At 38.0% G+C, this 14,486-nt stretch carries 11 protein-coding genes and 1 pseudogene; 1 reads left to right on the plus strand and 11 read right to left on the minus strand.

Annotated features, from left to right (window positions below; all coding sequences use genetic code 11):
* Nucleotides 1–131: 131 nt before the first annotated feature.
* The 11 genes and pseudogenes from C406_RS0116105 to C406_RS0116155 all read right to left on the minus strand — a co-directional run bounded on the left by C406_RS0116105 (nucleotide 132) and on the right by C406_RS0116155 (nucleotide 12,716).
* Nucleotides 132–1,100, minus strand: a complete 969-nt coding sequence (locus tag C406_RS0116105) for a sugar phosphate isomerase/epimerase family protein (protein ID WP_017381688.1) — start codon at nucleotides 1,098–1,100, stop codon at nucleotides 132–134.
* A 13-nt stretch (nucleotides 1,101–1,113) separates the two neighbouring features.
* Nucleotides 1,114–2,154, minus strand: coding sequence for a Gfo/Idh/MocA family protein (locus C406_RS0116110; RefSeq protein WP_017381689.1), 1,041 nt, complete (start codon nucleotides 2,152–2,154; stop codon nucleotides 1,114–1,116).
* Between the two features lie 9 nt (nucleotides 2,155–2,163).
* A complete protein-coding gene (locus C406_RS0116115; protein WP_017381690.1) occupies nucleotides 2,164–3,189 on the minus strand; it encodes a Gfo/Idh/MocA family protein in 1,026 nt (341 codons plus the stop codon).
* A gap of 6 nt (nucleotides 3,190–3,195) precedes the next feature.
* Nucleotides 3,196–3,924: a ThuA domain-containing protein gene (locus C406_RS0116120; protein ID WP_017381691.1), complete on the minus strand. Its 729-nt coding sequence runs from the start codon at nucleotides 3,922–3,924 to the stop codon at nucleotides 3,196–3,198.
* A 456-nt stretch (nucleotides 3,925–4,380) separates the two neighbouring features.
* Nucleotides 4,381–5,202, minus strand: a complete 822-nt coding sequence (locus C406_RS0116125; protein ID WP_017381692.1) for a carbohydrate ABC transporter permease — start codon at nucleotides 5,200–5,202, stop codon at nucleotides 4,381–4,383.
* A 12-nt stretch (nucleotides 5,203–5,214) separates the two neighbouring features.
* On the minus strand, nucleotides 5,215–6,489 hold the full coding sequence (locus C406_RS0116130; RefSeq protein ID WP_051005517.1) for a carbohydrate ABC transporter permease: 1,275 nt from the start codon (nucleotides 6,487–6,489) through the stop codon (nucleotides 5,215–5,217).
* 121 nt (nucleotides 6,490–6,610) lie between these two features.
* Entirely contained in the window at nucleotides 6,611–7,909 is a 1,299-nt protein-coding gene (locus C406_RS0116135) for an ABC transporter substrate-binding protein (RefSeq protein WP_017381694.1), read from the minus strand.
* Nucleotides 7,910–7,928: 19 nt separating this feature from the next.
* Nucleotides 7,929–8,915 carry a LacI family DNA-binding transcriptional regulator gene (locus C406_RS0116140; RefSeq protein WP_017381695.1) on the minus strand — a complete coding sequence of 329 codons (987 nt, stop codon included), beginning with the start codon at nucleotides 8,913–8,915 and terminating at the stop codon, nucleotides 7,929–7,931.
* Between the two features lie 272 nt (nucleotides 8,916–9,187).
* Nucleotides 9,188–9,307: pseudogene (locus C406_RS21125) on the minus strand (carbohydrate ABC transporter permease); the annotation flags it as partial.
* Nucleotides 9,308–9,768: 461 nt separating this feature from the next.
* Nucleotides 9,769–10,575: a SurA N-terminal domain-containing protein gene (locus C406_RS0116150; protein WP_017381697.1), complete on the minus strand. Its 807-nt coding sequence runs from the start codon at nucleotides 10,573–10,575 to the stop codon at nucleotides 9,769–9,771.
* Between the two features lie 1,049 nt (nucleotides 10,576–11,624).
* Nucleotides 11,625–12,716, minus strand: coding sequence for an NAD/NADP octopine/nopaline dehydrogenase family protein (locus C406_RS0116155; protein WP_017381698.1), 1,092 nt, complete (start codon nucleotides 12,714–12,716; stop codon nucleotides 11,625–11,627).
* A gap of 553 nt (nucleotides 12,717–13,269) precedes the next feature.
* Between C406_RS0116155 and C406_RS0116160 the strand changes: the two genes are divergently transcribed.
* The gene (locus C406_RS0116160) at nucleotides 13,270–14,088 is read left to right on the plus strand and encodes a cupin domain-containing protein (protein WP_017381699.1); all 819 of its coding nucleotides are present in this window, start codon (nucleotides 13,270–13,272) and stop codon (nucleotides 14,086–14,088) included.
* The last annotated feature ends 398 nt before the right edge of the window (nucleotides 14,089–14,486 follow it).

Here is a 14,486-nt window from a genome sequence, read left to right on the forward strand (position 1 = left end):
AATTATAAATTAACTTTTTCAGTGGCCTTACGAGTTTTGATGCTGGGTTTTTCTATATACCTATTTATGAATAGTGTAACCTTGAAAAGACTTTCACAAATAAGGGTTTTATCGATCCATAGAAAACAACACTATAACCACCACATATCAGCCGGTTGTTCTTTAATCACCACTGATTTCAAGTTAGATACAGCACGCTGGAAACCTTCTTCGATGCTCATGATTGGGTCTTCGTGTTCGATGCTGACCACGTAGTCATAGCCATAGGTGCGAAGGGCACTTATAATGTCTGACCATTCTTGAACGGAATGTCCACAACCTACTGAACGAAAGCTCCATGCACGTGTGCGGATATTGTTGTAAGGTTGCATGTCTGTCAGACCATACATATTTACATTGTCTTGGTCGATATACGTATCTTTTGCATGGAAATGATGGATTGCATTTTCTTTTCCAAGAATTTTGATGGCACCAACTGGGTCAATACCTTGCCACCATAAATGACTTGGATCAAGGTTTGCACCAATGTATTCGTTCGTCGCTTCACGAAGTTTCAACAATGTATATGGTGTGTGCACTGAGAAACCTCCGTGCAATTCAAGACCAATTTTCACGTTAGCTTGTTTAGCAATTTCCGCTATTTCACTCCAATAAGGAATTAGTTTCTTTTCCCATTGCCAAGCTAAAATATCCCCATATTCATTTGGCCATGGTGCTACAGGCCAGTTTGGATGTTTGGCATCTTCGTCTGCACCTGGAGTTCCAGAGAATGTGTTGACAACCGGAACACCCATTAGATGGGCCAATTTAATGCTTTTTCGCAACGCTTCATCGCCATCTTTTGCTAAAGTTGGATCTGGACTTACCGGATTTCCATGACAGCTAAATGCACTGATTGTTAATCCACGAGAAATAACTGAATTCATATACTGATTACGTTTTCCTTCATCTTCTAACAGTTCATCAATTGGACAGTGATCCGTTCCAGGATAGCCACCAGTTCCAATTTCAACTGCATCTAAGCCTGATGCTTTTACATAATCTAGCATTTCTTCAAATGGTTTTTTGGCAAATAACACTGTAAATACGCCTAATTTCACGTCCAATTCCCCCTTAAGTGAATGAAACCGCTTTTCCAGTTTCGCTGCTTTGATAAATAGCCTCTATCACTTTGGAAACAATAAGTGCTTCTTGAGGCTTAACTAGAGGAGTTTGACGTCCTTTACAACTTTCAATAAAATTAATGGCTTGTGAGATTCCAGGATTATCTTCATCTGAAATCCAATACGGTTGTTGATCTAAAAGCATACCGTACTTTGATTGATAGAGCTTTAATGGAAACACATCAAGCCCACCACTTGTACCTGATATGCTAACTCCTTCTATATCATCCGCCAAATTTGCTGCCCATGATGTTTCAAATAATAGCGTAGCGCCATCTTTAAATTTAATATACGCTGTCGCATGGTCATCTACTTCAAATGTAGTAGGGTCAAACTTACCCCATTGATTCACTACATCTGGTTGACGGCTTAACTCATTGTAAGTCGCGCCTGAAACTTCTGCAATCTCAGGGAAATCCATTAAATGTAGAGCTAAATCTAGGAAATGACAGCCAAAGTCGATTAAACTGCCGCCACCTTGAAGATCTTTATTGGTAAAAACGCCCCAACCTGGTACTTTTCGTCGGCGAATCGCTTGCGCACGAGAAACGAGCGGACGACCAATTTCGCCTTCATCAATAAATCTTTTCGCAGCACGTGCTTCTTTCATGTAGCGATAGTGGTAAGCAATCATTAACACTTTTCCCGCAGCATCAGCTGCTTCAATCATCGCTTCACATTCTTTTGAAGTCATGGCCATTGGCTTTTCACATAGCACATGCTTTCCTGCATTTAAAGCGGCAATCGCAATCTCTGCGTGAAATTTATTTGGCGTACATATTGTCACGGCATCAACATGTTCAAAAAGCTTCGCATATTGTGATGTGTAAAAAGGGATTGAGAATTCGGCTGCAACTGACTGTGCTCGCTCCTGAATCACATCACAAACGGCGGTTACCTCAACATGGTCGCTTAACGTCAGAAAGGAGGGAAGATGCCTTGAAACGGCAATTCCTCCAACTCCTATAAGTCCAACTCTCAGTTTTTCCATCTTCATCACCTATAACTTCACAATTTTTTTCGTATCATTTGATTCTAACGCACCTAAGATCACGAGCAATGATTTCTTGCCTTCTTCGCCACTAATTAGTGGCGGGTTGCCAGTCAAAATTGATTCAATAAAATGATTAATGACACCAGTAGTTATTTGACCGCCCTCTTCATTTGATTGAATTTGTCCAAGGCTAAACTCTTCTTTCGTGCCATCATTTTTATGGTAAACAACTGAATAGTTTTCGTCGTCTTCTAAGCGTAAAACACCATTTTCAGTGTAAAACACAGTTGAATTATCTTCTTTGCCAATATAAGACCAGCTAGCCGCAAGTGTCCCAATGATGCCGCTCTGTGTTTTCAAAATAAGCACAGCATTGTCATCTACGTCAGCGTCAACTTTTGAACTTGTTTCAAGCATAGCAGCAACTTCAACCATTTCTTCGCCTAAAATATAGCGTAGTAAATCGATTTTGTGAATACCGAGGTCGCCCATAGCACCAATAAATGCTTCATTTTTATTAAAGAACCAGCTACTTTTGCCGTCTGCACTCCATGCTTCTGGTCCAGGATGACCAAAAGCGGTTCTGAAGCTGTATACTTTACCGAGCTTACCTGTTGCCATCCATTCTCTTGCTTGTTGATGAGATTCAACAAAACGTTGGTTGTGACCGATCATTAGCGTTTTGCCACTATTTTTTGCTGCTTCAATCATTTGGTTTGCTTCTAGTTCACTTGTCGCCATTGGTTTTTCGCAAAGAACATGCTTGCCTGCTTCTAGTGCAGCAACTGTAATTGGCGCGTGTAAATAGTTAGGCGTACAAACACTTACTGCATCAAGATCTTCTTTTAACAGATCGTGATAATCTGTAAATATTTTAGTAACTCCGTATAGTGCGCCTACTTCTTTTGCTCGCGCTTCATTGATATCACAAACTGCGACAAGTTCAACCTGATCATTTCCAGCGTATTCTACTAAATGACGATATTTCGCAATGCTACCAGTTCCAATTACACCAACTTTTAATTTTGCCATAATGTATTATTCCTCCTTGTAGCCTTCAAGCTTTTCTAGTGGCTTTGCATTTCCATAGACAGGGTAGTCACGATTTGTTGGTGTAGCCCATTTCACAGCATTGCCTATCACTTTTTGTATTTGTTTATTATAGTAAGTTGGATGCGTTTCATGCCCAGGACGGAAATAGAAAATTTTACCGTTCCCACGTTTAAAGGTTGCCCCACTTCGGAACACTTCCCCACCTTGGAACCAGCTAATGAATACGAGCTCATCTGGTGCTGGGATATCAAAGTGTTCGCCGTACATTTCTTCTTCTTCAAGTTCAATGTATTCTCCAATACCTTCAGCTATAGGATGACTTGGATCGACAACCCACAGACGTTCTTTTTCCTTTGCTTCACGCCATTTTAAATCGCAGCCAGTACCCATTAGTTTCTTGAAAATTTTCGAGAAATGAGCAGAGTGAAGGACAATGAGTCCCATGCCTTCCCATACGCGTTTTTGAACTTTCTCAACAATTTCATCGCTTACTTCATCATGTGCAAGATGTCCCCACCATAGAAGTACATCTGTATTATTTAATACATCATCGGTTAAGCCGTGTTGTGGTTCGTCCAAAGTTGCCGTTTTAACATCGAAGCCTTGCTCGACTAGTGCAGTAGCTAAAACTTGATGTATTCCGTCTGGATATATGTTGCGAACCTCTTCGTGTTGTTGTTCATGACGATATTCATTCCATACTGTTACATTCATTTCTTACACTCCTTTAAAGTAATAGTGTTGATTTCCGTTACAGGCGGACGCTTTCCGCGGGCAGTCCGTGAGCCTCCTCGCTCGCTACGCTCACTGTGGGGTCTCACCTGGACGTGCTTATCCCGCTGGAGTCGCCGCCTTTCACTACAATCACCAAAACGAAAAGTAACATCGCTAGGCAACTAAGTGATTTGGAGTAAGACATTTGCCGTTAGATAGAATAGACAGTCGAGAACCCGTAGAGAACAAGTTGTGCAAAAGCATTATTACATAACTTATTTTCGACGATGCTAGCAAAGCGATACAGCACACTTTCATGTTTCGAAGCTAACGTAGTGATGCAGAAACAGAAACAGAAATAGAAACAGGGTTTTCGAAGTGACGAAAAGTCTTTACGTTACCCTTAGGAAAGCGTAACTGTTTTGCGGAATATCAATAGCATTAATTAACATTGATTTACTCTTTAACTGAGCCAGATGTTAGTCCTGAAACTATTCTTCTTTGGAAAATCAATACAAGTATAACAATTGGGATGGTTACAATGACAGTAGCAGCTGATATATCACCCCATGGAATTGTAAATTGGCTTTGGTAGAAAGAAATTCCAACTGGCACTGTACGCCACGAATCTTCTGTATTGATGGTTAAAGCAAATAAATATTCATTCCACGCTGCAATGAAAACAAGAATCGCTGTCGTAAATATACCAGGTGCTGCAAGCGGAAAAATAATTTTACGGAAAGTTTGAAAAGGTGTTGCACCATCAAGTTTTGCCGATTCCTCAAGCTCCCAAGGTATCTTTTGGAAGAAGGTCGCCAAAATCCAGATGGCAAGCGGCAAACTAATGGTGATGTATGGAATTACGAGCCCCATATAGCTATTACGAAGGCCGATTGCCGTAATAAAGTTATAGATGGGTGAAATAATCGCAATTTGTGGAAACATGGAAGATGCTAATATTATACCTAATATGAGCCCTTTAAATTTAATCGGGAGTCGAGTCAGTGCATAAGCTGCAATGGAAGCGAAACCGATCGCAATAATTGTGGTTAAGCTAGAGACGATAAAACTATTAGTCATATAGCGAACCAAAGGACGATTCGTTAATGCATTAATATATGAATCTATTGAGGGACTTGATGTAAACCATTTAAAATTATTGAAAATTTCACCCGGAGGTTTGATCGACGTGAGGAAGACCCAGATAAAAGGGAACATCACGAAAAACACAAACACAACGAGAAAAATGTAAAAACCGATTCCTGGACGTTTGTTCATCTTAGTTCCTCCTTATCGAGATCGTCCACCAAAAAGATCAGACCCGATGAATTTTATAAATAGTGTTGAGATAAGCGCTACACAAGCAAAAACGATAACTGAAAGAACTGAACCTGCTCCGAAGTTTTGTTGTGAGAATAGCGTAATGTACGCATAAATTGAAATGGATTCCGTCGAGTTAGCTGGTCCACCGCCTGTAAGTACGAAGATCAGATCAAACACTCGGAAAGCGTCCAATGTCCGGAATAATAACGCTACTAAAATAGCGGACTTTAACATGGGTAATGTTATTTTCCAGAACTGTTGCCACTTATTTGCTCCATCGACTTCCGCTGCTTCATACAAGGAACCAGAAATCGTTTGAAGTCCAGCAAGTAAGAGAAGAGCCATATACGGTGTAGTTTTCCAAACATCTGCAAAAATAACTGAGAACATACCACCTGCACCCGTTGATAAAAGGACAGATGCGTCACTAATTAAGCCAAACTGTTCAAAGTAGTGAGCGACAATTCCTGTTTGTCCATCATACAAAAAGGACCACATCATGGCGCCAACTGCTGTTGGAATCGCCCATGGAATTAGAACCGATGCACGAACCAATCCTCTGCCTATGAATACGCGATTAATGAGCAAGGCAATCAGTAAACCGAGGACAAGTTCAAATCCTACTGATGCTATGGTGAACACGAACGTATTCCCTAACGCTTTCCACATACGCTCACTTTTAAGGTAACGTGAATAGTTGCTAAAACCAATAAAGTTAGATTCAATAATGGAACGGTTAGAAGAGTTTATTGAGCCTGCAATATTTGCTGATGCAGTTTTAAAGGCTTCATCATCAGAATTCTGAGATAATGTAGTCAGTTCTTTTTCCGCGTTCGTTAAGAAGTCTTTATAGTTTTTTGCAAATTCTTTATCGATTTTTGCATATTTTAATTTCTCATCTGAAATGGCTGTAAAGGAAGCAAGAAGACCTTCAACCTCTTCATATTGTTTGTCTAGTCCATCCATTGCAAGTAGGTCTTCATGATACCCTTTGATCTCTTGATTGATTTTAGTTGTTGCATCCTTCGTCTCTTGATCAGGCGCTTGTCCAGCTAAACCATCCAGATCTCTTGATAAGTAAAAATAATCATTTGCATAGCGTTCTAAATCGACATTGGATTGTACAAACCTTTCTGAACGAGAAGGGTCATTCAAACGATAGTCGAACAAACTGTTATAAAAGGATTGGGCTACCGGCCATAATGTGATAAGAATAACAAGTATTAGTGCAGGTGCGACCATCAAATAACCAAGTTGCTTTTCATTTAACTGAAACTTCAACTGTATCACCCTCTTTTTTAATTAATAGAAGGGAAGGTGAAAGATCCACCTCCCCTTTAGTTTATTTCTACTAGATTCTCTTTTATTCCGCCATAGCTGCTTCAATTTTTTCTTGCATGTTTTTCGCAGCTTCTTCAGGAGTTATATCTTCTGCAAGTGCTTTTGAAAGTTCAACTTGCATGATGTCAGAGATTAGCGGATAAATTGGTGATACCGGTCTTGGTACAGCATTTTGAAGTGTTGCTACGAACTCTTCATTTGAAAATAATGCCGCTGCACCTTTTACGTCTTCGTCCTCATAAAGTGCTTCGATCGTTGGGGCACGTCCGCCTTCAACAGCACTGATTTTTTGACCTTCAGGGCCAGACATGAATTTCACGAATTCCCAAGCAGCTTCTTGGTTTTCACTATAACGATTAATCATACTCATCCAACCACCAAGTGTGGCAGCGTTCGTGTCGTCACCAGCTGGAAGAACTGCGAAACCAACATTTCCGGCAACTTCAGAACCGTCTTTGTTTTCTGAAGTAGACTGCATATAAGGCCAGTTACGAGCAAAAACTGCTTGTCCGCCAACCCATGCATTATTTGTTTCAGTTTCTTGGAAGCTTAAAATATTACTAGGCACAAAATCAGAGTTAACAAATTCAACCATCTTCGTAATTCCAGCAATTGTTTCCGGACTATTTACAACAACTTCATTGTTCTCATCTACAACTTCCCCACCGTATGATGCGATAAATTCAACTGCGTTAGTAATCATTCCTTCATATTGATTGGCTTGCATGAGGTAACCAAATTCAGTTCCTTCTTTGCCTTTCAGCTCGCTTGCCATTTCAAATAGTTCATCCCATGTTGCAGGAGGTGTTTCGACTATATCTTTACGGTAAAATAGCAGTCCCGCATCTGTGTATTTCGGCATTGCGTATTGGCGACCATTGAAGTTACCAGATTGAACCGTACCCGGGAAATAATCTTCCATTTTGATACCATCTGCTTCAATGAAGCGATCGAGTTCAAGCGCATATTGAGCTTGCGCAAATTCAGCTGGCCATATAACATCCGCATCAAATACATCGATTTCTGTACTCTTGCTACTGAAAGTGGTTACGTATTGATCATGAGAAGCTCCAGTATCTGCTGGCATTTCTTGTTGCTTAACCGTAATATTTGGATTTTCATCTTCAAAAGCTGCAATTAACTTTTCGGTCGCGCCAGTAACATCAACACCACTTGCATAAACGATTTCAACTTTCACGTCAGATTTGTCATCTGATCCTTTGACAGCTGTTGTATTTTCATCATCCCCACTACATGCTCCAAGAAGTAAAGTCATCGAAAGAAATGTTGCACCGGCCATCTTTTTGTTCCAAATTTTCATAAATAATCCTCCTAATAGTTTATGTCGATTGTCGTTCAACTAATTCAATAGGTAGTAGAATATCTTGCGCATCATTGACTCTCTTTTTATTAATAATCTCGAGCATCACATCCATTGTTTTATACCCAATGTCTGTGGTGAATTGATTGATTGTCGTTATTTGTGGATCGAGTAATTCTGCTATCGGCTGATCATCAAATCCTACAACAGCAAGATCGTTTGGTACATTCCACGAATGCTTTTTAGCTTCATGAATGATTCCTGCAGCCACTTCGTCACTCCCACTAAATACAGCAGTGGGCGGGTTAGACAGCTGCTGTATCTTTCGAAAGATGGCTCGTCCGTCTTCAATCGTAAAAACATCTCGAAACATCCATTCCTGCACTGGTTCAATTCCTGCTTCTGTAACCGCTTTCAAATAACCTTTACGACGATTGATAGAAACGCTGCTGTCGTTACCTTGACAGTAGGCAATTTTAAGATGTCCTTTTTCAAGTAAGTGTTTGGTACCGATGTAACCGCCTTCAATTTGGTCTAGTCTGACTCTGGTGATTGTAGCATCAGCAAGGTATTCATTACAGAAAATGATGGGACCATACTTTGTAAAAGGCTCAATCACTTCCCAATGATTTTCAACCGAAGCCATAATGATGCCATCTACTTGCTTTGATATGAGAAGCTTAAAAAATTCAAGTTCCTTTTCCTTATCAATTCTCGTATTGCAAAGGATCAATTGAAAGCCGCATGTGGCAGCACGTTTTTCCATTGCATCTACCAATTGACTAAAGAAGGGATTGACAATCCGGGAAACGAAGACAGCAATTTTCTTTGTTTTTAAATTTCGCATTTGCTGTGCAGATGAATTAGGAACATAGCCAAGTTCATCCATCGCATTTTTCACGGCAAGCTTCTTTTCCTCACTAACATAGGGATGATTGTTAATCACTCTCGATACAGTAGCTTGTGACAATCCAGCCTTGTGCGCAACATCTTTAATGGTATACAAGCGCTCACTCTCCTTTAGGAACACCTCCAACTAATTGCGTATGAAATCGATTTCATACATAAAGCATATTATAAACGTTTAACAATTACAACATTAAATTTGAATATTCTAAATTCACATTTAGTTCTACAACAAGTATGCAATGTCTCTTATTTATAATCAATCCTATTAGACCAAGGAAAAACACCTCCCGCAATGGAAGGTGTTTAGCATCAAATATTTAATTAAAACTCCATAAATAAAATCTTTTTTCAACTCTTCAACGTGTAATGTCATTTCCCACCAGTCATTGAAAGTCCTTTGATGAAATACTTGTTGAAGAAAGCATAAATTATTAACACCGGTAATGTAAAGACCATCGACGCTGCCATCATGTAGTTCCAATAAGAATTCCCATTACAATTAACAGAAAATTTATTTAACGGTATAATGGAAATGAAAGGAAGTGATTGCGATGATATGGTATGTCATTTTCATTCTTATATTTTTAGTTTTAGCATTGGCTGCATTGGTAGACTGGAAACGTAGGAAAAACAATAATTATCCACATATATCTACCAATCCAAACACTAAGCCTGGCGACAGCAAGAACCATACGATGGGAGATAATAAGTATACAAACGGAGGGCAATAATGATTCGTGAAATTCCTCCCAACAGGATTTTCATTCTTGGACAACTGAAAGGATATCCATGTAGGATAGTATTGCTTTAGGGGTGTCGCATTTCTTACTGTTAGTTCAAATCCGTCCTTTTAAACAAAAATCACATCGCGTAACTTCACGATAAATCCGTCACAACGCAAAAAACACCTCCCGCAATGGAAGGTGTTTTCAACTGATTATCAACTTATATTAAATCTTTAATTCAATCTTCGCATCTTTTTTCAACTCTTCAACATGTGCTGCAAATAGTTCTTGTTGTTCTTGCTGTTCAAGAATTCCTCTAATTTCTTCTTTTGCTTCTTCAAATGGAGGTAGTTCTTGTGGAGATTCAGCTTCTTTTGCTTGAGCTGCTGCTTGATCATAATATTCTTGAATCTCTTTATCCGTTACTTTCTTAGCAGGAACAGCTTTTTCTTTATATTTTTCAAATACAATTGATTGGCCAATTTGTTGTTTCAATGTTTCGACATCCATTTTTTCAGCTTTGAGGGCTTCCTTCATTCCTTCTTCGCCACCAAATTGTTCTTCATATGATGCATATTCTTTATTAATTTCTTCTTCAGAAGCAGTCAGTTTAGACTCTTCTGCTTTTTGAAGAATTAGTGTTTGATTTACAATAGCATCAAGAACTTGCGATTTTACTTGTTCAACCGCTTCTTTACTTGTTGGATCTTGACCCGATTGTTGCATTTGACCTTGAATTGACGTCAAAGCAGTATTATATTCAGCACCTGTAAGTTCTTCATCATTTACTACAGCAACAATCTCGCTCTTATCAACTTGTTGCTCAGCTAACTTAGCTTTCATTTCTTCAGCAGCTGCTAGTTCTTCTTTAGTAGGTTCTTTTTGTTCAGTACCTTTTTCTTCAGTACCTTTTTGAGCTGTTTCTTCTTTTGGCTTTTCTTCTTTTGTTGCTTTATCGTCTTCGCTACAAGCTGCTAAACTTAATGCAAGTGCCCCTGCTACAAATGGTAGTAAAATTTTCTTATAATTCATAATAATGTGTACCCCTTTCAAATATAAACTCATATGGCTAGAACTTCGAATCAATAATTCGTTAGCCTAGATTGCATCTTAACGAACAATCACGAAAAAATATACCGATAACCCTTCAAAACATCAAAATGACATCAATTTGTCACTTTAGAAACACTCAAAACACCACTCTAACAGTACTTAGCTTGTTCTAGATTACTCGATTTCATCTCGTATTCGCGATGCTTTTTCTTCTATTAGCGATTTTTTATCTCGTATTCGCAATGCTTTATCTTATATTGACTATAAATACATAATTTAAACATGTTATATGTGTGATTTTTTCTGTACTTGTTAATCAATGAGTACACGTCCCTCACAACAAAACCCGACAAGAACTATCTGGCGGGGTCATTAATCTCTTCACGGTCTGTGGGTGTCATTAGTAAATACAAAAACTTAAATTGGTGCTGTAAGAAAAGTCCGACAGCCTTTTTTTGTGACGTGCGTTAATGAACTATCGTGTTAGTGTTGCTGGATTTCAAGTGATACATTATATAATTTAACTATTATAACGTGGATCACAATTTTCACAACGTGAAGGTCTATTTTTACAACAACACCTTCTATTATAACATTGTGACAGCCCATACTTACAACTGAGCTATCGCTCGACACTAGAACCACATTTTTTTGTCGAACGAGACACTTTATCATGTGGCAAATCAGTTGAAGGAATACAAAAAATAATAAAAAAAGACCGAAATTGTATCTTCGGCAGCCAGATTTTATGAAATTAGTGTCCATTCTCTAATTAGTCACATTCGAATTGTACTCATATAAGTTTTAGGGGAGCGAAGGACGAATATGTACCGCAAGATTTCCTGTATGAAAGAAAAACTAGCGATGACGCGTTCATATCTCTTGGTATTGGCGTGTATTTGCTGTCGATAGCGACCCGGAAACCCTATCTATACAGTGTGGCAGTAAATGAGCTCATTAACGAAAAAAAAAGTGCCAAATCCATTACTTGAATGGATGGCACTCTAGTCATGTTATGGACAATATTCTTACACAAGTACCTGTTTTGTTCTGGTACCTATAATTTTTTTAATATTTTCTAAACCTAATCTATCTACAGTTCTTCCTGACTCTCTAAAATCGATTGAAAGTGATGCATTCGCGATATTAATAAGTCCTGTACATGTTGGAGTTTTGATACCTAGTGTACTTCCAAGTGACTCCAACAAAACTAACCCCTCTGGAACATCTTCCGTTATAAACCTAGAATCTGCTCGAACTGGACCATGCGGAGAACTGTTTTTCGCATAATGGAGAAACGCTTCTTTACTATTTATACTCAAATCAACAGCATTTCGATTTTTACAAGCATCTACATAAGGAACTCGATTCGCACCAATGGCCTCTAATACATTCATCTTCTCATCATCTAAACTTTCCACCATATTCCAAACATGAGGCGTAAACACTTCTTTATACATCCAATAATCACCTTTAGTAAATTCAATTCTTGGCATACTCATGATGCCTCCAATCGTATGAACAATTAAATTTGGATTGTGTAAAGCAGCTTCAATGATTGTCTCAAGATACTCAAAATTATAGTCAAGACTATCTAATTTACTCTTAACTAATTTAAGGTCTTTTACCTCATTTTGATATATTGCAACTGGATTTCTAACATTTTTAAACAGTACTTTTACTGTACCTGGATTTATGATTCGACAATCAATTGGTGAACTTTGCGCTTCGACTACTGTGAATTCGAAGTTTGGAGAATGTTTCAGGAAATAAGCAGTCGATAAATACCCTGGTTCCAATAACACAATATGGTCGGGACTTAGGTACGGGAGTAAACGGTTTATAATTTGTTCATGGAAGTTTGTTTGTACATATACTATGACTAATTCAGTATCTTTTAGTGCTAATTCAATATCGGTTGTGATCAAATCAATTTGAACAGAGCTTGTCTTATCATTTTCAATAATATCTACTTCTCCATTATGTTCTTTCAAAAAATTAAAATGCTCATTATGAAGAGATTTTGACGTTTTTAAAAGATTTACCTTATGGCCCTTCAATTTCAAGTCTGCTGCAATTGTTGTTCCACCATGTCCTGCTCCAACTACGACAATATTCATTCAAAATTCCTCCATGAAAATTTAGTTTTTTTCAAAGAAACTTGACACTTCACCTGTAACTTCCCGCGCTTTAGCTCAGTGAAAGTGCTAATTTTAATAGCAAAACATTCTGAATTTATATATCATCTAGTTGCAAAAGTTCTTATCTCATATAGCTTCAGTAAAAACTACTTCAAGCGATAATACTCAGTCGTCAAACAACTTAGAACCATGATTCAACAGTAAAATTACTTTTATAGCACCTATAGTTATATCCTACCAATCTTCCAGAAAAATGTATAGGATTAATTTACTGAAAAAAGTGAATTATGTAAATTCTCTACTATTCAACTCAATATAAACACAAAAATATTCCAGCAACTATTGTGCTGGAATTCTTTGTTTTTTTAAAATTGTCTTTGCGGATGCCTTGTTAACGAACATCAAAAATCACTTCATAGCAGGGTTCTCTTAGTCTAATAGTACTGGATTTATTAAGATGATCCTTGAATCTAAGCACATCCCTTAAATAAATTGCATAGGATAATTTTATAACTGTGAAGGGATTGAGAAAATGTACTATCATCCTCATATGTACCAATATCCATATTATGCCAATGTCCCCATGTATAACTATGGCAGACAATCTGTTTGCTCTGCTTGTACTCAAAGAATCGAGCACGCAAACAGATTAGATTCTTTGCGCTCATTTAATGGTGATGGAAGTATTATGTTATCAGATTATGGACCAAAACCATTTGTCATTAATATCAATGAAGCAACGAAGCAAAACAATAATTTCCGTACTGCTTTATGGACTGGAACACATTTACAAGTTACTTTAATGAGTCTAGATGTTGGCGAAGATATTGGTTTGGAGATGCATCCTAACCTTGATCAATTCATACGTATTGAACAGGGCCAGGGGATTGCTCAAATGGGCAAAAGTAAAGACAATTTAAACTTCGAAAGAGCTGTTTATGATGATTCTGTAGTCATAATACCCGCTGGAAGATGGCATAACTTAACCAATACAGGTAATACTCCTCTAAAACTTTACTCGATATATGCTCCTCCTAACCATCCATTTGGCACTGTTCATGTTACCAAAGCAGATGCATTAGCTGCGGAAGAAGGACACGAACATGGCAATGGACATAAAGTTAATTCTGGGAGGACTCCAGATGAATGGATAAAGTACACAGAATTTCTAGTAAATGAAGGATTAGAGGATGTTAAAAGAGGAATTAATGCTACACATATTCTTCAAGAATTTATTCTAATGGGAGTTCTTGTAGGGAAAGGGTATTCTCCTGAAAAAGCATATGAGACAGTAGAAGAATGGGAACGTACAGGAGAATCGAAACTTCTTCAACAAAGCAAAAGAATGTAGTTTTAAAGCTTCCAGTTTAATATGGAATGACAACTAGATGAAAATAACATAATTGTATAAAATGCACACTGATATAATAGATCCTAGTAAAAAAATACAGTCAAATAAATGTGCTTGGAGATACATGTCCAAGCTCATTTTTTATAGAATACCACTAACTTTATCCTAGCCTTTTAACAAATCACAAGCTAGCGTCTCCATTTAGCACTGATGTCTTTCGCATTTCAATAGGATCAGAAGATTTAGAAGGCTATCTTTGAAGTGCCTTACATATATATCGTGATAACGTAGATGAATTCAATTTCTCAAGTCCCAATATTTCACTATTACAACGTGAACTGCTATTTTTACAACGTGGCTATCTATTTTTACAACGTCACTGAGCTTAGTATAAAAAG

Source organism: Paenisporosarcina sp. TG-14 (assembly GCF_000297555.1).
GTDB lineage: Bacteria > Bacillota > Bacilli > Bacillales_A > Planococcaceae > Paenisporosarcina > Paenisporosarcina antarctica.